A 22,282-nucleotide genomic window follows, 5' to 3' on the forward strand; every position below is an offset into this window, starting at 1 on the left:
CCGCCTCCACTAAGCTCGATGTCTCGATCGGAGGGCTGGTGGACCGGCATGCGCTACCGCATCCTCGGGCCACTGTCCGTCACCGTGGACGGGCAGGACATCGCCATCACGGCCGGCCGTGACCGCATCGTGCTGGCCATGCTGTTGCTGCGTCCCGGACGTGTGCTCGGTGTCGGCGAACTGGTCGACGCGGTGTGGGGCGCCGATCCGCCGGTCACGGCCCGCAGTCAACTGCAGACCTGTGTTTCCCGTCTGCGGCGGATACTGCCATCCGGCGCGATTCGCACCGATCCGGCCGGTTACCGGATCGATCCGACTTCGGACGAGCTCGACGTGTCGGCTTTCGACCGCCTGGTGGCCGTGGCCCGGACGGCCGGCGACCCCGAGGAGGCCCGGCAGGCGTACCGGAAAGCCTTCGATCTTTGGCGTGGTCCGGCCCTGGCCGAGGCCGAGAGCGAGGCCGTCCGCAGCGCGGGGGCGGTGCTCGACGAGCGGTGCGCGTCGGCCACCGAGGAGTGGGCCGATCTGGAGCTCTCCACCGGCCACGCGCGCGAGATGGTCGGCGTTCTGACCGGCCTGGTGGAGCGTTACCCGCTGCGGGAACGCCTGCGCGGGCAGCTGATGACCGCGCTTCACCGTTCCGGGCGGCAGGCCGACGCGCTGGCCGAGTTCCGGCGGGCTCGTCAGGTGCTGCGCGACGATCTCGGCATCGAGCCCGGCGGCGACCTCCAGCAACTGCACAAGGCGATGCTGGTGGGCGACCTGCCGGCGGCCGGCCGGCCCGTGCGGTGCCTGCCGCGGACGGTCGGCGACTTCACCGGCCGGCAGGAGACGGTGGACCGCCTGGTGACCGCGATCGGGGCCGCGGCCGGCGACCAGCCGGTGGTCGCGGTGATCGACGGCATGGCCGGCAGCGGCAAGACCACGCTCGCTCTGCACGTGGCGGCCCTGCTCGGCGAGCGATATCCGGACGCGCATCTCTTCGTCGACCTGCTCGGGCACAGCGCCGAACGGCCGCTCGACCCGGCCGCCGCGCTGCTGGTCCTGCTGCGACAGCTCGGCGTCGACGCCGAGCGGATCCCGCCCGATCTCGTCGACCGGGTCGGCATGTGGCGCACCGAGCTGGCCAAACGCCGGGTGCTGGTGCTGTTCGACAACGCGGCCTCCAGCGCTCAGCTGTCCGACCTGTTGCCCACCGCGCCCGGCAGCCTGGCCCTGGTCACCGGGCGGCGGCGCCTGATCGGGCTGGACGGCGTGCACCCCGAGTCGCTGGCCGTGCTCCCGCACGACGAGGCGGTCACCCTGCTGGCCCGCATCGTCGGCGATCGGGTCGGCGCCGAACCGGAGGCGGCGGCCGAGGTGGTCCGGCGCTGCGGTGGCCTGCCCCTGGCCGTGCGGCTGGCCGGGTCGCGGCTGGCCCACCGTCCACGATGGCGGGTCGCCGACCTGGTCCGCCGGCTCGGCGAGGCGGCGCTGCCCGAGCTGGCGGCCGAGGACCGGTCGGTGGCCAGCGCCTTCGCGGTGTCGTACAGCCAGTTGCCCGATCCGGTCAAACGGGTGTTCCGGCTGCTCGGGGCCTGCCCCGGCACCGAGTTCGACGCGCTGACCGTGGCCGCGCTGAGCGGTTGTCCGCTGAGCGACGCGCGGGACCTCCTCGACGATCTGGTCGACGTCCACCTGGTCGACGAGCCCGAGGCCGGTGTCTACCGCATGCACGACCTGCTGCGCGAATTCGCGGCGGTGCTCGCGGCCGAGATCCCGCCCGCCGAACGGCTGGAGGCGCTCCGCGGCGTGCTCGACTTCCAGTTGCACGTCGCGGCGGCGACCAACCTGCGGGCGTACCGCGTCAACCTCGAACGGGACATCGGCCGGCTCGTCCCGCTCCGGCCGGACCTGTCGGGCGCCGTGACCGATCCGGCCGCCCGGCTCGAGCGGGAACGGCTCCACCTCGGCGCGTACGTGGAAGCCGCGGCCGCTGTCCCCGAGCTGGCCCCGTACGCCTGGTGGCTGCCCCGGGCGAGCTGGCGGCACCTTTACCACTCGGCCTACCTCGACGACGTGTACGGCCTGCACGAGCGGGCCCTGGCGATGCTCGAGGACGGCGGCGACCCCGCGGCCACGGCCGTGACCCTCAACTACCTGGCCTCGGTGTTGTGCCGCCGGTCCCGCAACGACGAGGCGGTGCCGTTGCTGGAGCGGTGCATCGTGATCTACCGGGAGCTCGGCGACCGGGTCGGCCTGGGCCGCGCCATGGCCAACCTGGCCATGGTCCACCACGAGGCGGGGCGATGGGTGCGGGGCATCGAGATCGCTCTCGACGTGCGCCGGCTCGGCTCGGTGCCGCACAACCCGAACCAGCTCAACGCGCTGGCCAACGGTCACCACCGCCTCGGCCGTCTGCGCGAGGCGCTGCGCTACCACCGGCTGCGCCTGATGGTGCAGTGGGACATCCGCGACCCGGCCCGGCTCGGCGACAGCCTGGTGAACATCGCGGTGATCAAACACCAGCTCGGCCTGATCGACGTGGCCGCGGCCGCCCGGCAGGTACGCATCGCGTTACGGGCGATCGAGCGGACCGGATATCCGCACGGTGTGGCCGAGGCCCGGTACGAGCTGGCGTTGCTGCTGGCCCCACAGGGGCAGCTGACCGAGGCGATCGCCGATCACCGGTGGGCCGTCGAGTTCGCCGAGCAGGTGCACAACCGCGAGCAGGAGTCCCGGTTCTGTCACGGCCTGGGCGTCACCCTGCGCCTGGCCGGCGACGACGGGGCCGCCCGGACCATGTTCGAGCGGTCGCTGCGCCTCGGGCGGCAGGCCCGCATGCCCTATCGGATCGCCCTGGCCCAGGCCGCGCTCGGCGACTGCCTGACCGGCGACGACCGGGCCGAGGCCCGGCGGCTGCTCCACCAGGCCCGCGCCGCGCTGACCGCCCTGGGCGCGCCCGAGCTGCGCGACGTCGAGAAATCGCTGGCCGCTCTCGGTGATGCCGGGTGACGAGCGCGCGCTACCGCGTCCTCGGCCCGTTGTCCGTCACAGTGGACGGACAGGAGGTCATCGTGACGGCGGGCCGTGACCGCGTCGTGCTCGCCATGCTGCTGCTCCATCCGGGCCGGGTGCTCGGTATCGCCGTCCTGGCCGACGCGGTGTGGGGCGCCGATCCGCCGGCGACCGCGCGCGGCCAGCTGCAGACCTGCGTCTCCCGGCTGCGCCGGGTGCTGCCGGCCGGCGTCATCCACAGCGACCCGGCCGGATATCGGCTCGACCCGGCGCCGGGCGAGCTCGACGCGGCGGAATTCGGCCGGCTGACCGCGGCCGGCCGGGAGGACCACGACCCGGCGAAGCTGCGGCAGGGCCTCGACCTGTGGCGGGGCGACGCGCTGGCCGGCATCGAGAGCCACGCCGTCCAGCTCGCGGCGGCCGTCCTCGACCAGCGGCACGTCGACGCCCTCGTGGATTGGGTTCAGCTGGAGCTCGCGGCCGGCCACGAACGGGATCTGCTCGGCGAGCTGGCCACCGCGGTGGATCGATGGCCGCTGCAGGAGAAGTTGAGCGGTCAGCTGATGCTGGCGTTGCATCGCGCGGGGAGAACGGCCGACGCCCTCGCCGAATATCAGCGTGCCCGGGTCGCGCTCCGCGACGAGCTCGGCCTCGACCCCGGCCCGGAGCTGCGGGACCTGCACGCGGCGATCCTCACCGGCGGCGCTCCCCGTCGCGCCGGTGAGGCCGGAAAGGTGCGCTGCCTGCCCCGAACGGTCGGCGACTTCGTCGGGCGTACGGCTGTGGTGGAACGGCTCGTCGCGACCATCGAGGCGGCGGGCCCGGGCCCGGCCGTGGCGGTCGTCGACGGCATGGCCGGCAGCGGCAAGACCACCCTGGCGCTGCACGTGGCCGCCCTGATCGGCGACCGCTACCCCGACGCGCACCTCTTCGTCGACCTGCACGGGCACAGCGCCGAGCGGCCCGTCGAAACGGGAGCCGCGCTGCTGGTGCTGCTGCGCCAGCTCGGCGTCGAGGCCGAGCGGATCCCCTCGGCCCTGGTCGACCGGATCGGCCTGTGGCGCACCGAGCTGGCCGAGCGCCGGGTCCTGGTGCTCTTCGACAACGCGGCCTCCAGCGCACAGGTGGCCGACCTGTTGCCGACCGGCCCGGGGAGCCTGGCGCTGGTCACGGGGCGGCGGCGACTGTCCGGTCTGGACGGTGCGCACACGGAGTCCCTGCCCGTGCTGGCGCCCGGCGAAGGCATCGCCCTCCTGGCCCGGATGGCGGGCGAGCGCGTCGGCGCCGAACCGGAGGCGGCGGCCGAGGTGGTGCGCCGCTGCGGCGGGCTGCCGCTGGCCGTCCGGCTGGCCGGGGCCCGCCTGGCCCACCGCCCGCGCTGGCGGGTGGCCGATCTCGTGCGGCGGTTGCGCGAGTCGGCCCTGCCCGAGCTCGCGGCCGAGGAGAGATCGGTGGCGAGCGCCTTCGCCGTCTCGTTCGATCACCTCACCGCGCCCGCCCGGCAGGTCTTCCGCCTTCTCGGCGTCTGTCCCGCCACCGAGGTCGACGTGCTCACCGTGGCCGCGCTCAGCGGCCTGCCGCTGGACGCCGCGCGGGAGACCGTCGACGATCTCATCGACGTCCATCTGCTGGACGAGCGCGAGCCGGAGGTCTACCGGCTGCATGACCTGCTGCGCGAGTTCGCGGCCGTGCTCGCGGCCGAGCTGACGCCCGCCGAGCGCACCGAGGCGCTGCGCGGCGTCCTCGACCTCCAGCTGCACGCCGCGGCGGCGACCAACGCGGCGGCGTACCGGCAGCGGCTCGACCACGACCTCGGCCGTCCCGTGCCGCTGCGGCCCGATCTTCTCGCCGCCGTGACGGACCCGGCCGCCCGGCTCGAACGGGAGCGGCCCGAGTTGCTCGGATACATCGACGCGGCGGCCGGCGAGCCGGAACTCGCCCGCTACACGTGGCAACTGGCCCGGGCGTCATGGCTCTACCTCTTCCGCCGTGGACATCCCGACGACATCCGCGCCACCCACCAGCGGGCGCTCGAGGTGGCCGAGCGCGCCGGCGACCGGGCGGCCACCGCTTCCATGCTGAACTACCTCGCGTCGGCCCATTTCCGGCGGTCCGAGGTCGACGAGGCGACGCGGCTCCTGGAGCGGTGCCTCGCCATTCAGCGGGAGCTCGGCGATCAGGAAGCGATCCGGCGTTCGCTGGTCAACCTGGCGAACGTGCACCACAACGCCGGCCGGTGGACGAAGAGCATCGAGCTCGCCCTGGAGGTACGGCGGATGCCTTCGCCGCGTGTGGGCCGGGGCACGGACACGGACGAGCTGAACGCGATCGCCCTCGGCTGTCAGCGCCTCGGGCGCTACGCCGAGGCGCTGCGATACGAGCGGCTGCGGTTGCTGGCGCTGATCGAGAAGGGTGATCCGGTACGGATCGGCGACAGCCTGACGAACATCGCCGTGGCCAAACACCGGCTCGGCGCGGTCAGCGCCGCCGCCGCGCGCCGGCAGCTGACGGCCGGTCTGCGGCAGATCCAGCGGGGCCACTCGCCGTACGCGGAAGCCGAGGCGTACCACGATCTGGCCCTGCTCACGGCCCGTGAGGGCGATCTGGAGGAGGCCCTCGCCCTTCACCGGCGCGCCCTCGAGATCGCCACGCCGTTGGACGACCCCCGGCAGAGATCGCGTCTGCAGCACGGCCTGGGCACGACGCTGCTGCTGGCCGGTGACCGCGGGGACGCGCGGGCCGCGTTCGAGGAGGCGTTGCGGCTCGGCCGGCGGTTCCGGCTGGCCCATGGGACCGCGGTGGCCGAGGCGGGCCTGGCCGAATGCCTGGCCGGCGACGACCCGGCCGAGGCGCGGCGGCTGCTCGCCCGGGCCGCGGCGGCGCTGGCGGCGCTCGAGGCGCCCGAACGGCACGAGGTCGCGAAGCTGATCGCCGAACTCGGTGGCGAGGATCATCTGCGCACCGGGGCCGAGGGAGAGACGATAAGGGCGTGACGACTACAGACGAGAGCGGTTACCGGGTCGAGAAGGACACGATGGGCGAGGTCCGGGTGCCGGCCGACGCCCTGTGGCGGGCGCAGACGCAGCGGGCGGTGGAGAACTTCCCCATCTCCGGGCGCGGGCTGGAACCGGCCCACATCAAGGCGCTGGCCCAGATCAAGGGGGCGGCCGCGCAGGTGAACGCGTCGCTGGGTGTCCTCGACGACGATCTGGCCCAGGCCATCGCGACGGCCGCGGCCCACGTGGCCGGCGGCGGCTACGACGACCAGTTCCCGATCGACGTCTTCCAGACCGGGTCGGGCACCTCGTCCAACATGAACGCCAACGAGGTCATCGCCACCCTGGCCTCGCGCGAGCTGGGCCGCCCGGTGCACCCGAACGACCACGTCAACGCCTCGCAGTCGAGCAACGACGTCTTCCCGTCCTCGATTCATCTGGCCGCCACCGAGGCCGTGACCTCGACGCTGATCCCGGCCCTGGAGCATCTGCACTCGGCCCTGCGGGCCAAGGCCGAGGACTGGGACGACGTGGTCAAGAGCGGCCGCACGCATCTCATGGACGCCACGCCGGTCACGCTCGGACAGGAGTTCTCGGGGTACGCCCAGCAGGTCGCCAACGGCGTCGAAAGGCTCCGGGCGACCCTGCCGCGGCTGGCCGAGCTGCCGCTCGGCGGCACCGCGGTCGGCACCGGCGTGAACACCCCGCCCGGCTTCGCCCCCAAGGTGATCGACCGGCTCCGCGAGATCACCGGGCTGCCGCTGAGCGAGGCCCGCGACCACTTCGAGGCGCAGGGCGCGCGCGACGGCCTGGTCGAGGCGTCGGGCCAGCTCCGGACGATCGCGGTCGGGCTCTACAAGATCGTCAACGACATCCGCTGGATGGGCTCCGGGCCGCGGGCCGGCCTGCGCGAGCTGCGCCTGCCCGACCTCCAGCCGGGCTCGTCGATCATGCCGGGCAAGGTGAACCCGGTCGTGCCCGAGGCCGTGCGCCAGGTCGCGGCCCAGGTGATCGGCAACGACGCCACCGTCGCCTTCGCCGGCACCCAGGGCGACTTCGAGCTCAACGTGATGCTGCCGGTGATGGCCCGCAACATCCTCGAGTCGATCCGCCTGCTGGCCAACGCGTCGCGCCTGCTCGCCGACCGCTGCGTCGACGGCCTCGCGCCCAACGTCGAGATCGCTCTGGCGTACGCCGAGGGGTCGCCCTCGATCGTCACCCCGCTCAACCGCTTCCTCGGCTACGACGAGGCGGCCGCGATCGCCAAGCTCGCCCTGGCCACCGACCGGACGATCCGCGAGGTCGTGATCGAGCGGGGCCACGTCAAGTCCGGCAAGCTGACCGAGGAGCAGCTCGACGAGGCCCTCGACGTGCTGAGGATGACGCGCCCCTAGGGCCTGTGGATAACGTGTGGAAAACCGCCTCGCCCGGTCCCCCGGGCGGGGCGGGAATTGGCTTGGCGAGGCCGGTACCCTTGTCAGGTGAGTTTGCGCTTGTATGACACCGCGACCCGATCCGTCCGGGATTTCGTCCCGCTGACGCCCGGTCAGGTCGGTATCTACCTGTGTGGTCTCACCGTGCAGTCAGTGCCGCACATCGGTCACCTCCGCTCGGCGGTGAACTACGACGTGCTGCGCCGCTGGCTGCTGCACACCAACTACGAGGTCACCTTCGTCCGCAACGTCACCGACGTCGACGACAAGATCCTCGACAAGGCGCACGCGCAGGGCCGCCCGTACTGGTCGATCGCGTACGCCAACAAGCTCGTGCTCGACGCGAACTACCGCGATCTCAACGTGCTGCCGCCGACCTACGAGCCGCTGGCCACCGCGCACATCCCCGAGATGCACGAGCTCATCACCACGCTGATCGAGCGCGACCGGGCCTACCCGGCGGCCGGCGGCAACGGCGACGTCTACTTCGACGTGCCCTCGTACGCCGAATACGGCGCCCTCTCCGGCCAGAACCCGGACGACATGCGGCCGCCGTCCGACGGTGGCGAGCCCGACAAGCGCGACTACCGCGACTTCGCCCTCTGGAAGGGCGTCAAGGCCGACGAGCCGGCCGACGCGTCGTGGCCGTCGCCGTGGGGCCGCGGCCGTCCGGGCTGGCACATCGAGTGCTCGGCGATGGCCCGGCGCTACCTGGGCGACGAGTTCGACATCCACGGCGGCGGCGTCGACCTGACCTTCCCCCACCACGAGAACGAGATCGCCCAGTCCCGGTCGGCCGGTCTGCCGTTCGCGCGCTACTGGGTGCACCACGCGCTGCTCAACCTCGGCGAGGCCAAGATGAGCAAGTCGCTGGGCAACGTGATCGACCTCGACGCGGTGCGCGCGATGGGCATCCGCGAGGTCGAGGTGCGCTACTACCTGGCCACGCCGCACTACCGCTCGCGCATCGACTACTCCGACGACGCGCTTCGGGAGGCCGCGACGGCGTACCGCCGAATCGAAGGTTTCGTGCAGCGCGCGGCCGAGATCGTCGGACCCGGCCGTCCGAAGGACGTGCCGCCGGCGTTCGCCGCCGCGATGAACGACGACCTGAACACGTCGGCCGCTCTGGCGATCGTGCACGACACCATCCGTGAGGGGAACACCGCCCTCACGGCCAACGACGAAGCCGGCATCCGCGGGGCGCTCACCGCCGTCCGCGCGATGCTGGGTGTGCTCGGCCTCGACCCGCTCGACGAGAAATGGACCGGTGGCTCGACGCAGAGCGACCTCAAGCCGGTCGTCGACGCGCTGGTCAAGCTCGCGCTGGAGCAGCGCGCGCAGGCACGGGCACGGAAGGACTGGGCGGCCGCCGACTCGGTGCGCGACCAGCTCAAGAACGCGGGAATTCAGGTGGAGGACACTCCGGCCGGGCCGCGATGGACGGTAGGAGAGCACTGATGCCGGGCAATTCACAGAACGCGAGCAAGCGCGCCACATCCAAGAAGGGCGCGTCGATGGGGTCGGGCGGCAAGAACCGCTCCGGCCTCAAGGGCAAGGGCCGCACCCTGCCCGCCGACGAGCGCCCGTGGCACAAGGGATATTCGGGCACCGAGAAACTGCCCGACAAGACCGCCCGTAAGCAGGACAAGGAGCGCCGCGCGGCGGCCGCCGAGGGCCGCGCGCCCAAGGTCGGCGTCCCCGGCAGCAAGGACACCACCTGGGGTCGCGGCGGCGGCCGCGGCGTCCCGCAGCGAGGCAAATTCGCCACGCGCGGCGGCCCGCGGGTCGCACCGGGCCGGCGCTCCAACCCGACCAGGGAAGGCCCCGAGCTGCTGCTCGGCCGCAACCCGGTGGTCGAGGCGCTGCGCGCCGCGGTGCCGGCCACGGCCCTCTACGTCGCGCAGGGCATCGACGTCGACGAGCGGATCACCGAGATCGTCCGCACCGCCGGCGACCGGGGCATCCCGATCCTCGAGATCGGCCGCAACGAGCTCGACCGGATGACCGGCGGCGTCCTCCACCAGGGCATCGGCCTGCAGGTGCCGCCGTTCGCCTACGAGGACTTCGACGACCTGATCGCCGCCGCCCTCGAACAGACGGCGCCGCTGCTGGTCGCGCTCGACGGCATCACCGACCCGCGCAACGTGGGCGCGGTCATCCGCTCGGTGGCGGCCTTCGGCGGCCACGGCGTCTTCATGACCGAGCGCCGCGCTGCCGGCATCACCGCGACGGCGTGGCGCACCAGCGCCGGCGCCGCCGCCCGCGTGCCCGTCTCGCAGGTGGTGAACCTGACCCGTGCCGTCAAGGCGGCGCAGAAGGCCGGCTTCACCGCGATCGGCCTCGACGCCGACGGCGAAACCGACCTCTACCAGCTCGAAGCCGCCATCGGCCCGCTCCTGGTGGTCGTCGGCTCCGAGGGCCGGGGCCTGTCCCGCCTCGTCGGCGAGACCTGCGACCTGCGCGTCAGCATCCCGATGGCCTCCGACGTCGAATCGCTGAACGCCAGCGTCGCCGCCGCGGTCACCCTGGCCGAGGTCACCCGCCGCCGCACGCACGGTCAGTGATAAGCCCTTAGAAAGCCGTTCTCGGTCACATAGAGCCACCCGCCCGCGATCACGGGCGGGTGGTCGTGGTCTGCGGCGATCTTCGGCTGCTTGAGAGGTACGCCCGTAGCCGCGCCGGCCACGACAAGACCGTCATCGGTCGGCGTGTAGAGCAGCCCACCGGCGCGGGAGGTGCGGCCGGCGGCGCTCGGGGTGTGCACGGAGTAGAGCTTGCGGCCGGTCCTGGCGTCCAGGGCGGTGGCGCTGCGGTACTGGCTGTAGAAGACGTGCGTCTTGTCGCTGGTGACATCGCTGACCTGGAACTTGGTCGACCAGATCTTCCTACCGGTGGCGGCGTCGACGGCGGTCAGCCCTTCGGTGCTGCCCACGTAGAAGCGGGTCCCGGCCGGGTCGGTGCCGCCGGCGTACCAGTTGCTCCTGGTCTCCCAGAGGGTCTTTCCGGTGGTGATGGCAACAGCTGCGGCGCCGCCGTTCGCCCGGCGCAGCAGGAGGCGGCCGTTGGCGGAGACGAGGCCGTCGCCGCGGTCGCCCATCCTCAGCCAGCGTTGTCTGCCGTCGTTCACGCCGAAGGCGATGGTCGAGGCCAGGCCGTCCTGGTTGCTGTCGAGAACGACGGTGCCCTGGTCGATCCGCATGTCGTAGCTGAACTTCTTCAAGCCGGTGGCCCACAGCCGCTTGCCCGTTCCCGGGTCGAAGGCGGTCAGGTGGCTCTCGAAATCGGCGGGGACGCGGCATTCGGAGGACAGCATGAGCAGCTTGCCGTCGGCCAGGCCGAGGCGGGAGACGGTGGTCTGGGGAAGGTCGACGTGCCAGCGGCGCTTACCGGTGGCGGGGTCGTAGGCACCGACGCCACCGGGGTCGTTGGAGAAGAGGCTCTTGCCGTCCAGGACGGGCCGGACGCCGGTGTCGCAGCGCGAGCTCCTGGTCGCCAGGGTCCAACGCTGTTTGACCTGGCCGATGGTGTCGGCGTTGAGCCGGGACTCGGCCGGGTTGTAGTGGGTGTTGCCGGGCCCGTAGCCGGATTGCGGCCAGCTGCTCGATGGGGCGGCGGCGGCCGGGGTCGGGACCATGACCAGGGCGAATACCGCCGCGTACAACTTGATCTTCACTTGATGATCAACGATCAGGAAGACCTTGGGGCTCCGCCCCAAACCCCGGTCATCGCTGCTGGGATCACCCAAGCCAGGGCGAGTGGCGGTAAAGAGCGCAACCACCGCACCGTGGGGGTCTGGGGGCTCGGCCCCCAGGTAGATACGCGAGCTGGACCGGTTTGCGCTCTCCGCAAACAGACTCCACCTCCAGGGAGCCCCCGGTCGGGATCGAACCGACGACCTCCCGTTTACAAGACGGGTGCTCTGGCCATCTGAGCTACAGGGGCGTGCTGTTGTGCGGAGCCAGCATATCTGCTGTGGGCTTATGGGCTGCCCTTGGCATGACGTGTAAAAAGCTTTACGTTTACGGGGCTGTTTCCACTCGGATCGTCCGGCACGTTCCTGCCGGTGGAAAGGAAGTCGCTGCACCATGGCTACGGTTACCTATGACAAGGCCTCTCGTATCTACCCGGGGTCTGAGCGCCCCGCGGTGAACGAGCTGAACCTCGAGATCGGTGACGGGGAGTTCCTCGTACTGGTCGGCCCCTCCGGTTGTGGCAAGTCCACCTCGCTCCGCATGCTCGCGGGCCTTGAGGATGTCGACCGGGGTCGCATTCTCATCGAGGGCAAGGACGTCACGAACCTTCCTCCGAAGTCGCGCGACATCGCGATGGTCTTCCAGAACTACGCTCTGTACCCGCACATGTCGGTGTACGAGAACATGGCCTTCGCTCTGAAGCTGCGCAAGACCTCGAAGGCGGAGATCGACCGCCGGGTCAAGGAGGCCGCGGCTCTCCTCCAGCTCGACGAGTACCTGTCGCGTAAGCCGAAGGCGCTCTCCGGTGGTCAGCGTCAGCGTGTCGCCATGGGCCGCGCCATCGTGCGTGAGCCGCAGGTGTTCCTCATGGACGAGCCGCTGTCGAACCTCGACGCGAAGCTCCGTGTCCAGACCCGTTCGCAGATCGCGACGCTGCAGGCCAAGCTCGGTGTCACCACCGTCTACGTGACGCACGACCAGGTCGAGGCCATGACGATGGGCCACCGCGTGGCCGTCATGCTCGACGGTGTGCTCCAGCAGGTGGACACGCCCCGCGCCCTGTACGACACCCCCGGCAACGTCTTCGTCGCCGGCTTCATGGGCTCGCCGGCCATGAACATCAAGACCGTTCCGCTGACCGAGGCGGGCGGCCACTTCGGCTCGCTGGCCGTTCCGCTGACCCGCGAGCAGGCCTCGGCCGCGCAGAGCGGTGGCGGCAAGGTCACGATCGGTTTCCGCCCTGAGGCGGCCGACCTGGTGTCGGAGAACGAGGGCGGCTTCCCGATCGTCGTCGACCTGGTCGAGGACCTCGGCTCGGACGCGAACGTGTACGGCCACGCCGAGCTCGAGGGTGGTTCGGAGCGCTTCACGGTCCGCACCGACCGGCGTCACATGCCCAACATGGGCGAGACGGTCTACGTCAAGCCGCAGACCAACAGCCTCCACGTGTTCAACGCGGAGACCGGCGTCCGCGTCTGACGTCCTGATCCGGTAAAAAGCGGCCTCCCTGATCGGGGGGGCCGCTTTTTCGTGCTCGCTTCAGCCCGCGAAGCGCGTGACCACGAAGTCCTTGTCGGCGACGCAGGCCAGCAGCTTCGTGTTCCAGGCGCAGGAGCTGGTGCGGACGCCCTGGAGCGGGCCGAGCTGCACCGGATCGTCGCCCAGGTGCCGGCCGGCGACGGCGGGGTCGTCGACGTAGCCGACGAGCGGCTTGCTGAATTCGAGGACGTTGGCGGCGTCCAGGCGTACGGCGTCGGCCTTGCCTGTCCAGATCTGCTTGCCGGTGGCGTCGACGAGGGTGGTCTCGGGGGCGGTGGAACGGGCCAGGACGGCCTCACCGACCGGAACCAGCGTCTCGGCCTTGGCCACCTTGCGTTCCCACAGCTTCCCGCCTTCGGCCAGGTCGAGGGCGACGACGGTGGCGTTCTCGTCGCCGTAGCCGGTGCCCTCGATGGCGCAGACACGGTCGTCGCCGCAGGGGATGAGGCCACTCAGCCGGGCGGTGGAGCCGCCGGCCGTGTACGTCACGTCGGGCTCGCCCAGCTTGTCGAGCTGATAGGTGACGACGCGGTCGGCGTCCTCGTCCTCGCGGACGATCAGCCGGCCGTTGTGGGCGATCACCTCGTCGTCGGGGTCGGCCACGCTCTGCCGGGAGGCGACCACGTTGCCGGTGGCGGCGTCGATGAGCCGGGCCTCACGGGCGGGCGTGATCTGGACCAGCTTCGGGTCGTCACCGAGGTCGGCGTCGAACGGGCGGCCGGTCAGCCCGGCCGGGCCGTCGAGGTCGCCGGGGGTGGTGACCATGTGGATGGCGGTGGCCGAGGTCGAATCGCCGGGGTCGGGACGCGTCCAGTCCTCGCCGCCGTCGTCGAGCTTCAGGCCGACCAGGCGGCGGCCCTCACGGTCGGCCACGATGGCGTGGTCGCCGGCGAAATAGACGAGATCGTCGCGGCCGACGGTGCGCTGCCAGCGCTTGGCGCCCTTGTCGAGGTCGAGCACGACGACTTCGCGGGTGCCCTTGTCGAGGTCGGTGTCGCTGAACAGGGCCACGCCGCCGGGCAGGGCGACCATCTGGCGCCAGCGCTTGGCGACGCCGGTCAGCTTCTGGCTCCAGGCCGCGGATTTTGCCCCGTCGTCGAATGCAACGACACCGAGGTCCCCGTTGTCATAGTCAGTGCTGGCGAAATAAACGCGGTCGCCGATCACGGCGGCGTCCGACCAGGAGGAGCCGATCGGCACGGCGGCCGGCACGTGCTGAAGGTCGGCTAGGGGGTGGTAATCGAGCGCGGGATAGCGCGGCCACAGGGTCCAGGCCAGGGCCGTGCCGGCCGCGAGGACGACGGCGAGGGTCGCGGCGCCGGCGATGATCCACGTGCGGCGTTTGGCGCTCTTGGCGCCGGGTTGAGCTTCGGGGGAGTACGTGGGTGGCGGCGCCGGGGGTTGCCAGGGCGCGGCCGACATTGGGGCGCCGGACATCGGGGTGCCGGACATTGGGGCGCCGGACATCGGGGTGGCTGACGCCGGTGCGGCCGACGTTGGCGCGGCTGATGACGGGCTGGGCGACGGCGGCATGAGCGGCGACGGGGTGGCTGATGTGGGCGTGACGTGGCCGGCGGCGATCGCGGCGGCCTCGGCGGTGGCCCACGGGTCGACGGCTTCGATGTATTCGCGCTCGTCCGTTTTGTCCGGCGGAGAGGGTGGGCCGGGGTCCGAGCTGAAGGGGCGCGCGGCAGGCGAGGCCGGTGAACCGGCGGAGGGCGAAGCGACGGCTGGCGTGCCGGCGGAGGGTGGGCTGGCGGCGGAGGCCGGCGGGCCGGCGGAAGGCGCGGTGGCCGAGGCTGGTGGGGCGGCGGCGGGAGAGATCGGGTCTACCGGTGTGGAGGCGGCCTGGGTGTCGGTGATCGGGGGTGGCACCTCGTGGGCTGTCGGCGGTGTTGGAGTGGGGGTGGCCGCAGTGGAGACGCCGGGGGCGTAGCGCAGGGCGGCGGCCAGGGTGGCGCCCTCGGCTACGGCTAGTTCGGGCTGTTCCAGGACTGTGGGGGCTATGCCCAGCTCGCTGTGCAGCAGGCGGGCCACCAACGGGACCCGGGAGGAGCCGCCGACCAGGAACAGGCCGGCCAGGTCGGCGGGGGACAGGCCGGCGGCGGCGATCACCGCTGCGGCCTCGGTTACGGCCCGGCGGATCAGGGGGTCGGCGGCGGCCTCCAGTTCGTCGCGGGTCAGGTGGACTGCCTGCTCCACGCCGGGGACCGGTACGGGGGCGAAGGAGCTGCGGGAAAGCATCTCCTTCGCGCCGCGGACGTCCTCCCAGAACTGGCGGCGGGCGCGCCACTGGGCCAGCGTGACGGGCTCGGTCAGTGCCTGCCAGGCGGTGGGCTCGGCGCCGCTCAATGACTTGCCCAGGTGGTCGACCAGGGCCGCGTCGATGTCGAGGCCGCCCAGGTCGTCCGCGCCGCCGGAAGCCGTCACCGTGTAGGCGGTGCCCTCGCGGCTGACCACCGCCACGTCGAGGGTGCCGCCGCCGAAGTCGAAGACGGCCAGGGATGACCTGTTGGGCAGGGGGCGGCGCAGGACGTCGGCGAAGTAGCGCGCGGCCGCCACCGGCTCGGTGACCAGTGTGGTCTCGGCCGGGGCGCCCAAGGTGTCGGACGGCCAGCCGGCCTGGCTCAGTGCCCTGGTCAACACCGCGCGGCGGCGGGCGCCCCACGACGCCGGATGGGTGACCACGGCCGGGGGGAGGAAGCCGGCGGTGGCCACCGCCTCGCGGGCCACCGCTTCGAGCAGGGCGGCGAGCAGTTCGGAGGGCGGGACCGTGTCGCCGTCGCCGAGCATCAGCATGTCGTCGTCGACGTGGCGCTTCGGGTAGGGCTCGAGGCGGCCGGGGTCGGCCTGGCCCAGGCGCAGGGCGTCAGCGCCGACATGCAGCCGGCGGCCGGAAGCGCCGGGGTGCGGGCGGTGGCCGGAAGCGCCTGGGTGCGGGTGGCCGGAAGCGCCGGGGTGCGGGTGGCCGGAAGCGGCGGCGTGCGGGTGGCTGGGCGGGGCCAGGAAGACCGCTGAAGGCGGGGCCAGGAAGACCGCTGAGGGCAGCAGGGGGCGGCCGTCGAACAGCAGCGGACGGGTTCGTCCGTCGGGACGGCGGAGCATTGCCACCGTGTGCGACGTGCCGAGGTCGACACCGAGCACGAAGCCGTCGGTCATGCGCGTCATGCTACGACCCGGCTACGACGAAACCATCGACCGTATGGTGGTCGCCATGCGTATCGAGCGGATCATCGAAGCCTCGGCGGTGCACGCCGCCGCCGAGCTCTTCGACACGCCGCCGCTGCCCGGTGCGACCGAGCGTTTTCTCGCCAGTGACGGGCACCATCTGCTGCTCGCTTACGACGATGACGGCGTACCCGTGGGAATGATCTCGGGGGTTGAGTTGACCCATCCCGACAAGGGCACCGAGATGTTCATCTACGAGCTGGGTGTGAGCGAGGGCTTCCGCCGTCACGGAGTGGCCACCCGCCTGGTCGAAGAGTTGGCGGGGATCGCCCGGCGTGCCGGCTGCTACGGCATGTGGGTCGGCACGGAGCCGGACAACGCCGCGGCCCGCGCCACCTATCGGCGGGCCGGTGCTTCCGAGGAAGCGCCGTTCACCCTGCTCAACTGGGATTTCATAGACGGAGAACGCGCATGACGAGTCCGGCCCGCAACTTCCTGGCGCCCATGCGGGCACGCTCGGCCGACGAGCCGCATCGTGTCTCGACGCCGCTGGAGCTCTTCTTCGACCTCTGTTTCGTGGTGGCCGTGGCCCAGGCCGCCCTTCCGCTGCACCACAGCATCGCCGAGCATCACGTCGGGCACGGTCTCTACGGATATCTGACCGTGTTCTTCGCGATCTGGTGGGCCTGGATGAACTTCACCTGGTTCGCCTCGGCCTACGACACCGACGACGACGTCTACCGGATCACCACGCTCGTGCAGATCGCCGGCGCTCTGGTGCTGGCGGCCGGCGTCGAGGCGGCCTTCGAGCGCACCGACTTCCTGGTCATCACCATCGGGTACGTCATCATGCGGCTCGCCCTGGTGGCGCAGTGGCTGCGCGCGGCCCGCTCCGACCCGCCGCGCCGGGCCACCGCCTACCGCTACGCGATCGGCGTGACCGCCGTCCAGGTGCTCTGGCTGCTGCGCCTGCTCATCCCGCACGACTCGCCGTGGATCACGCCCGCCTTCGTGGCGCTGGCTCTGCTGGAGCTGGCCGTGCCGGTCTGGGCCGAGGCCGCGCCGGGCGGACCCACCACCTATCACCCCCACCACATCACCGAGCGGTACGGCCTGTTCACGATCATCGTGCTGGGTGAGGCCGTGCTGTCGGCCACCATCGCCTTCCAGAGCGCTTTCGACGAGGGCGAGTACGAGACCGAGCTGATCAGCCTGGCCGTCTCCGGGATCGTCATCGTCTTCGCGTTGTGGTGGACCTACTTCGACCGGTCGGCACACAACCTGATCACGCGGTTGCGGACGTCGCTGATGTGGGGATACGGCCACTACTTCATCTTCGCGGCGGCGGCCGCGGTCGGCGCCGGTATCGGCGTCAACGTCGACTACGTGACCCACCACGCGGAGATCTCGGGGACCACGGCCGCGTACGCGATCGCCGTGCCCGTGGCCGTCTACCTGTTCTTCATCTGGGTGCTGCACATCCGGCCGCACCAGCGGGGCGCGCTGCTGGCGACGTATCCGGTCGGTGTGGTGCTGTGCCTGCTGACGCCGCTGATCCCGTGGTCAATCGAGGTGCTCGCGGTGCTGCTGGTGGTGCTGGTCGCGGTCAACTCGGCCGGGGCCCGGCGGGTCCCGGATCCGATCGCCTGAGGCCGCGCAGCACGATGTCGAGGCCGCCCGTGAACTCGTCCTCGGCCGTGACGTCGCGGGCGGCCCGGGCCGTCTCCCGCATGATCGGGAAGTCGGTCTGTGCCGCGATGGCCTCGGTGCCGGGGCCGCCCAGCGCGCCCAGCTGCTCCTGCAGCAGGGCGCCGTTGAGGTAGCCGACCAGGCCGCGCAGCGCGATCACCCGGGCGGTTCCGGTGAAGCCGGCCGCGGCCAGGACGGTGACGACCGACTCGGCCCAGCGCAGCAGCGGGCGGCTGCGCTGGCGGTTGGCGATCAGCAGCGGCACCGCTTGCGGATGGGCGCCGACCTGGTCCCGTACGCGCAAGGCAAGGGTCTTGATCTGGTCTGTCCACTGCGGATCGGCGGGCGCGGTCGTGTCGAGGTCGCGCAGGCACCAGTCGGCCACGAGCAGCTCGAGCTCGGACCGGTCGGTCACGTAGCGGTAGAGCGCCATCGTGCTCATTCCGAGCTCGGTGGCGACGGCCCGCATGGTGAGGCCGGTCAGGCCGTCGCGGTCGATGACGGCGAGCGCGGCCTCGGCCAGGCGGTCGGGGTGAAGGGATCGGGCACGGGGCACGGGTTGACAGCGTACGCAGTACGCCTACACCCTTAGGTGTACGACGTACGCCTACGAGGGGAAGCCTCATGCGCGAGCTGATCGCCGTCGATGGCACGGTGGTGCCGATTCCCGATCCCGAGCGTCCCGTTCATCTCCAGTTCCGCCGGTTCGCCGGATGTCCCATCTGCAACCTGCATCTCCAGTCGATCGTCCGGCGGCACGCCGAGATCGAGGCGGCCGGCATCCGCGAGGTCGTCGTCTTCCATTCACCGGCCGAGGAGCTCCGGGAGTACGACCTGCCGTTCGATGTGATCCCGGATCCGGAGAAGAAGCTCTACCGGGAGTACGGGGTCCAGGTGTCGCCGCGGTCTCTGCTGAACCCGCGGGTGTGGGGGCCTCTGGTGCGGGCCATCGTGCGCAGCACGGTGATGCTCCTGCGGGGGAGGGAGTCGACGCCGGCCAGGACGCAGGAGCACGGGCGGCTCGGGCTGCCGGCCGACTTCATGATCGCGCCGGACGGGCGGGTCGTGGCGAGCAAGTTCGGGCGCCACGCGTACGACCAATGGTCGGTCGACGAGATTCTGGCGGCGGGCAATTTGCTTCGCATGGGTTGATATCGATGGACCCATAGTGGGCGTTTTCGCTGGTAACCCGCCGGAAATCCGCTGGATTCCATGCGTCGAACGGAATGTCACGGCCTAGTCACGACGTCATCGACCGTAGTGACTTCTATTCCGATCGATCGGAAGATTCGGGAGATGCGCTCTGTGAACCCCCGCTGAGCGCCTTCCTTCCGGAGGACCCGTACGTGAGACAACAATCCACTTGGGGCCGTCGAACGTTCATCTCGGTGCTGGCGGCCGGCCTGGCCACCGGCGCGGCGACGATGACCGGCTCGCTCCCGGCCGCGGCCGAGCCCGGCTCGGGCGCTCTGCCCGCCACCCAGCAGAAGGCATCCGACACCCCCAAGGAGTCGCCGGCCGAGACCCTCGGCTCGCACGACGCCGAACTGCTCGCCCAGGCCGAAGCGGCCAAGAAGAAGAACGTCACGGTCATCATCGCGGCCGAGGACGGCAAGTCGGCCGACGTCGCCGCCAACATCGAGAAGCTGGGCGGCGTCGTCGCGCGGCGCTTCGACCAGATCGGCTATGTGCTGGCCTCGGTGCCGACCGGTCAGGTCATCGCCGCCGCCAAGCTCGCCGGCATCCAGGCCGTCGACCTCGACGAGACCATCAAGCTGCCCGAGACCGACCTGGCCGGCACGCAGTCGTCCAAGCCGGCCGCGCCGCTCGCGCCTCCGGGACCGCAGACGAAGGCCGCGAACCCGTACCTGCCGACCGACGAGACCGGCTCGGTGGACTTCAAGAAGAAGAACCCGAAGTACGACGGCCGCGGCATCACCATCGGCATCATGGACTCCGGTGTGGACATCGCCCACCCGGCCCTCCAGAAGACCACCACCGGCGAGCGCAAGATCGTCGACTGGGTCACCGCCACCGACCCGCTGCTCGAGGGCGACGGCTCGTGGCGGGCCATGCTGACCACGGTCGCCGGGCCCACCTTCTCGTACGCGAACACCACCTGGAAGGCGCCGGCCGGCGACTACCGGATCAACCGCTTCAGCGAGTCGGTCACGGCGGCCAGCGACGCCGCGGGTGACGTCAACCGCGACGGCGACACCAACGACACGTGGGGCATCCTCTACGACCCGGTCTCGCACGACATCCGGGTCGACGTGAACCAGAACTTCGACTTCACCGACGACGCCGTGATGCGGCCGTACAAGGAGAAGTACGACATCGGCTATTTCGGCACCGACAACCCGGCCACCGCGGTGGCCGAGCGGATGCCGTTCGTCGTCGAGTACCGCGAGGACGTCGACATCGAGCCGGCGGGCTACCCCGAGGGCACGGTCGCCGACTTCGTCAACATCGGCATCCCGGAGAGCCTGCACGCCTCGCACGTGGCCGGCATCGCCGCGGGCAACGACCTGTTCGGCAACGCCGCCTTCGACGGCCAGGCGCCCGGCGCCAAGATCGTCTCGTCCCGCGCCTGCTCGTGGGGCGGCGGCTGCACCGCCGCCGCGCTCACCACCGGCATGTCCGACCTGGTCATCAACCGGCACGTCGACGTGATCAACATGTCGATCGGCGGCCTGCCCGCGCTGAACGACGGCAACAACGCGCGGGCCGACCTCTACAACGACCTGATCCGCAAGTACGGCGTGCAGATGTTCATCTCGGCCGGCAACAGCGGACCGGGCGTGAACACGATCGGCGACCCGTCCGTGGCCGGCGACGTGGTCAGCGTCGCGGCCAGCATCACCAAGGAGACCTGGCTCTCCAACTACGGCGCCGTCACCCGCAAGGACCAGCAGCTCATCCCGTTCTCGTCGCGCGGCCCGCGTGAGGACGGCGGCTTCAAGCCGAACATCGCGGCGCCCGGCTCGGCCGTCTCGCTGAGCCCGACCTGGGAGGTCGTGCCCGGCCTGGCCACCGTGCCGTACACGCTGCCGCCCGGCTACTCGATGCAGAACGGCACCTCGATGGCCTCCCCGCAGGCCGCCGGTGGCGCCGCGCTGCTGCTCTCGGCGGCCAAGCAGAACGGCATCAAGGTCTCGCCGGCGTCGCTGCGCCGCGCGATCTACACCACGGCCGACACCATCCCGGGCGAGCAGGTCAACGAGCAGGGCTACGGCCAGCTCGACGTGCCCAGCGCGTGGACGACGCTGAAGAAGAAGTCGCCGACGCGCGACTACACCTCGTCGGCGCCGGTCTGCACGCCGCTGGACGACCTGCTGGCCACCGACGGCCAGGGCGTGGGCATCTACAACCGGTGCGCGGCCTCGGCCGGCGGCTTCAAGCCCGGGCAGACCAAGGTCGTCAACATCAAGCTCACCCGTACGTCGGGACCGAGCTACCCGGTGCTGCACAAGCTCAGCTGGAAGGGTGACCGCGGCAACTTCCTCTCGTCGCCGCTGGTCGTCCTGCCGCTGAAGAAGACGGTCACCGTGCCGGTCGTGGTGCGCGCCAACAACGGCGTCACCGCGGGCCTGCTCCAGGTCGACGACCCGAGCACCCCGGTCATCGACTTCGAGGTGCTGAACACGGTCGTGGCCGGTGTCGAGTCGCCGAAGCCGGCGTACTCCAACACCTTCAAGGGCGCGGTCGACCGCAGCTCGACGACCTCGTTCTACGTCAACGTGCCGGTCGGCACCAAGGCGCTCCAGGTCGACCTGTCCGGCCTCGCGGCCGGCTCGCAGACCCGGTGGATCGGCGTCAACCCGTACGGTGTGCCGGTCGAGGACACCGCGTCGACGGCCTGCTACAGCAACTACAGCGACGAGGCGGCCTGCAAGCCGAGCGAGCGGGCGTACGAGAACCCGATCCCCGGCATCTGGGAGCTCGAGGTCGAGTCGCGGCGCACCACGCCGGTGCTGAGCAACCCGTTCACGCTGACCGCCAAGGTGCAGGGCGTCTCGGTGACGCCGGAGACCACGACGCTGTCGAACGTGACGGTGGGCGCGGCCAACCCGGTCACCTGGACCGTGAAGAACAACTTCGGCCCGGTGAAGGTCACCCCGCAGGGTGGCCCGCTCGGCAGCGCCAACCGGCAGCGGCCGACGATCGCCGACGGTGCGAGCCAGGAGTTCACGTTCACGCTGCCGGCCGGCTCGGCCTCGCTGAACGTGGCGATCGGCAACCCGGCCGACGCGGCGGCCGACCTCGACCTGAGCCTCTACCTGGGTGACGCCCTGGTCGGCCAGGACGCGGACGGCGACTCGGAGGAGTCGATCTCGCTGACCAACCCGGCGGCGGGCGACTACACGGTCGTGGTCGACGGCTACTCGGTGCCCGCGGGCACCACGGCCTACGACTACCTGGACGTCTACTACAGCACCGCGCTGGGCACGGTCACCGTGCCGAGCACGGCGACCACCCTGGCCAACGGGGCGAGCACCACGGTGACCGGCGCGGTCACGGTGGCCTCGACGCCGCCGGCCGACCGGGAGCTGTTCGGTGACCTGGCCATCGTGACGGACGAGGGCGCGGTCGTCGGCCGGGCCACGGTCGTCGTGGCCTCGATCGCCGGCTAGCAGCGGAACAGGAAGGCCCGCGCCCCCTCGGGGGCGGGGCGTCCGGCGGTAAGGGGGACATGTTATGGGGGGGGGTCCCCGCGCCCCGGCGGCCCGTCGGCGCGCAACGGGGGTGGGCGTCGCTCGGCGCC

At 71.4% G+C, this 22,282-nt stretch carries 13 protein-coding genes and 1 tRNA gene; 10 read left to right on the top strand and 4 right to left on the bottom strand.

Annotated features, from left to right (window positions below; translation table 11 throughout):
* Positions 1 to 18 precede the first annotated feature (18 nt).
* From ACFY36_RS35220 to rlmB, 5 genes are all read left to right on the top strand, one after another.
* Positions 19 to 2,994, top strand: a complete 2,976-nt coding sequence (locus ACFY36_RS35220) for an AfsR/SARP family transcriptional regulator (RefSeq protein WP_499750210.1) — start codon at positions 19 to 21, stop codon at positions 2,992 to 2,994.
* A complete protein-coding gene (locus ACFY36_RS35225) occupies positions 2,991 to 5,990 on the top strand; it encodes an AfsR/SARP family transcriptional regulator (RefSeq protein WP_499750211.1) in 3,000 nt (999 codons plus the stop codon). Before ACFY36_RS35220 ends, ACFY36_RS35225 begins: the two co-directional genes overlap by 4 nt.
* Positions 5,991 to 6,031: 41 nt before the next feature.
* Positions 6,032 to 7,387: a class II fumarate hydratase gene (locus tag ACFY36_RS35230; protein WP_499750243.1), complete on the top strand. Its 1,356-nt coding sequence runs from the start codon at positions 6,032 to 6,034 to the stop codon at positions 7,385 to 7,387.
* Between the two features lie 87 nt (positions 7,388 to 7,474).
* Positions 7,475 to 8,887, top strand: coding sequence for a cysteine--tRNA ligase (gene cysS, locus ACFY36_RS35235; protein WP_499750212.1), 1,413 nt, complete (start codon positions 7,475 to 7,477; stop codon positions 8,885 to 8,887).
* Entirely contained in the window at positions 8,887 to 9,993 is a 1,107-nt protein-coding gene (gene rlmB, locus ACFY36_RS35240) for a 23S rRNA (guanosine(2251)-2'-O)-methyltransferase RlmB (protein WP_499750213.1), read from the top strand. The genes cysS and rlmB overlap by 1 nt, the downstream gene beginning before the upstream one ends.
* Here rlmB and ACFY36_RS35245 read toward each other — a convergent pair.
* On the bottom strand, positions 9,987 to 11,102 hold the full coding sequence (locus ACFY36_RS35245; RefSeq protein WP_499750214.1) for an outer membrane protein assembly factor BamB family protein: 1,116 nt from the start codon (positions 11,100 to 11,102) through the stop codon (positions 9,987 to 9,989). The two genes, rlmB and ACFY36_RS35245, sit on opposite strands and share 7 nt — an antisense overlap.
* A 195-nt stretch (positions 11,103 to 11,297) precedes the next feature.
* A tRNA-Thr gene (locus ACFY36_RS35250) sits at positions 11,298 to 11,371 on the bottom strand.
* A gap of 143 nt (positions 11,372 to 11,514) precedes the next feature.
* Here ACFY36_RS35250 and ACFY36_RS35255 point away from each other — a divergent pair.
* Entirely contained in the window at positions 11,515 to 12,600 is a 1,086-nt protein-coding gene (locus tag ACFY36_RS35255; protein WP_499750215.1) for an ABC transporter ATP-binding protein, read from the top strand.
* A 60-nt stretch (positions 12,601 to 12,660) separates the two neighbouring features.
* Here the strand turns inward: ACFY36_RS35255 and ACFY36_RS35260 are convergent, their stop codons facing one another.
* Complete coding sequence (locus tag ACFY36_RS35260) at positions 12,661 to 15,819, bottom strand: Hsp70 family protein (protein ID WP_499750216.1); 3,159 nt, start codon at positions 15,817 to 15,819, stop codon at positions 12,661 to 12,663.
* Between ACFY36_RS35260 and ACFY36_RS35265 the strand changes: the two genes are divergently transcribed.
* Both ACFY36_RS35265 and ACFY36_RS35270 read left to right on the top strand, forming a co-directional pair.
* Positions 15,818 to 16,303: a GNAT family N-acetyltransferase gene (locus ACFY36_RS35265; RefSeq protein WP_499750217.1), complete on the top strand. Its 486-nt coding sequence runs from the start codon at positions 15,818 to 15,820 to the stop codon at positions 16,301 to 16,303. The genes ACFY36_RS35260 and ACFY36_RS35265 overlap by 2 nt on opposite strands.
* On the top strand, positions 16,300 to 17,478 hold the full coding sequence (locus tag ACFY36_RS35270; protein WP_499750218.1) for a low temperature requirement protein A: 1,179 nt from the start codon (positions 16,300 to 16,302) through the stop codon (positions 17,476 to 17,478). The genes ACFY36_RS35265 and ACFY36_RS35270 overlap by 4 nt, the downstream gene beginning before the upstream one ends.
* On the opposite strand, the gene ACFY36_RS35275 is transcribed toward ACFY36_RS35270, so the two are convergent.
* Complete coding sequence (locus tag ACFY36_RS35275; protein WP_499750219.1) at positions 17,435 to 18,073, bottom strand: TetR/AcrR family transcriptional regulator; 639 nt, start codon at positions 18,071 to 18,073, stop codon at positions 17,435 to 17,437. The two genes, ACFY36_RS35270 and ACFY36_RS35275, sit on opposite strands and share 44 nt — an antisense overlap.
* A gap of 68 nt (positions 18,074 to 18,141) precedes the next feature.
* Here ACFY36_RS35275 and ACFY36_RS35280 point away from each other — a divergent pair, with 68 nt between their 5' ends.
* Together ACFY36_RS35280 and ACFY36_RS35285 are read left to right on the top strand one after the other, a co-directional pair.
* Positions 18,142 to 18,669: a peroxiredoxin-like family protein gene (locus tag ACFY36_RS35280; RefSeq protein WP_499750220.1), complete on the top strand. Its 528-nt coding sequence runs from the start codon at positions 18,142 to 18,144 to the stop codon at positions 18,667 to 18,669.
* A gap of 272 nt (positions 18,670 to 18,941) precedes the next feature.
* Positions 18,942 to 22,151 carry a S8 family serine peptidase gene (locus ACFY36_RS35285; RefSeq protein ID WP_499750244.1) on the top strand — a complete coding sequence of 1,070 codons (3,210 nt, stop codon included), beginning with the start codon at positions 18,942 to 18,944 and terminating at the stop codon, positions 22,149 to 22,151.
* Positions 22,152 to 22,282: the final 131 nt, after the last annotated feature.

Source organism: Actinoplanes sp. NPDC000266, assembly GCF_042899005.1.
Lineage (GTDB): Bacteria > Actinomycetota > Actinomycetes > Mycobacteriales > Micromonosporaceae > Actinoplanes.

What these genes read in the sequence shown, in the direction of transcription:
- ACFY36_RS35230 (WP_499750243.1), top strand. Translation starts at nt 6,032, where the DNA reads ATGGGCGAGGTCCGGGTGCCGGCCGACGCCCTGTGGCGGGCGCAGACG.
- rlmB (WP_499750213.1), top strand. Translation starts at nt 8,887, where the DNA reads ATGCCGGGCAATTCACAGAACGCGAGCAAGCGCGCCACATCCAAGAAG.
- ACFY36_RS35260 (WP_499750216.1), bottom strand. Translation starts at nt 15,819, where the DNA reads ATGACCGACGGCTTCGTGCTCGGTGTCGACCTCGGCACGTCGCACACG.
- ACFY36_RS35285 (WP_499750244.1), top strand. Translation starts at nt 18,942, where the DNA reads ATGACCGGCTCGCTCCCGGCCGCGGCCGAGCCCGGCTCGGGCGCTCTG.
- ACFY36_RS35255 (WP_499750215.1), top strand. Translation starts at nt 11,515, where the DNA reads ATGGCTACGGTTACCTATGACAAGGCCTCTCGTATCTACCCGGGGTCT.
- ACFY36_RS35265 (WP_499750217.1), top strand. Translation starts at nt 15,818, where the DNA reads ATGCGCGTCATGCTACGACCCGGCTACGACGAAACCATCGACCGTATG.
- ACFY36_RS35270 (WP_499750218.1), top strand. Translation starts at nt 16,300, where the DNA reads ATGACGAGTCCGGCCCGCAACTTCCTGGCGCCCATGCGGGCACGCTCG.
- ACFY36_RS35220 (WP_499750210.1), top strand. Translation starts at nt 19, where the DNA reads ATGTCTCGATCGGAGGGCTGGTGGACCGGCATGCGCTACCGCATCCTC.
- ACFY36_RS35280 (WP_499750220.1), top strand. Translation starts at nt 18,142, where the DNA reads ATGCGCGAGCTGATCGCCGTCGATGGCACGGTGGTGCCGATTCCCGAT.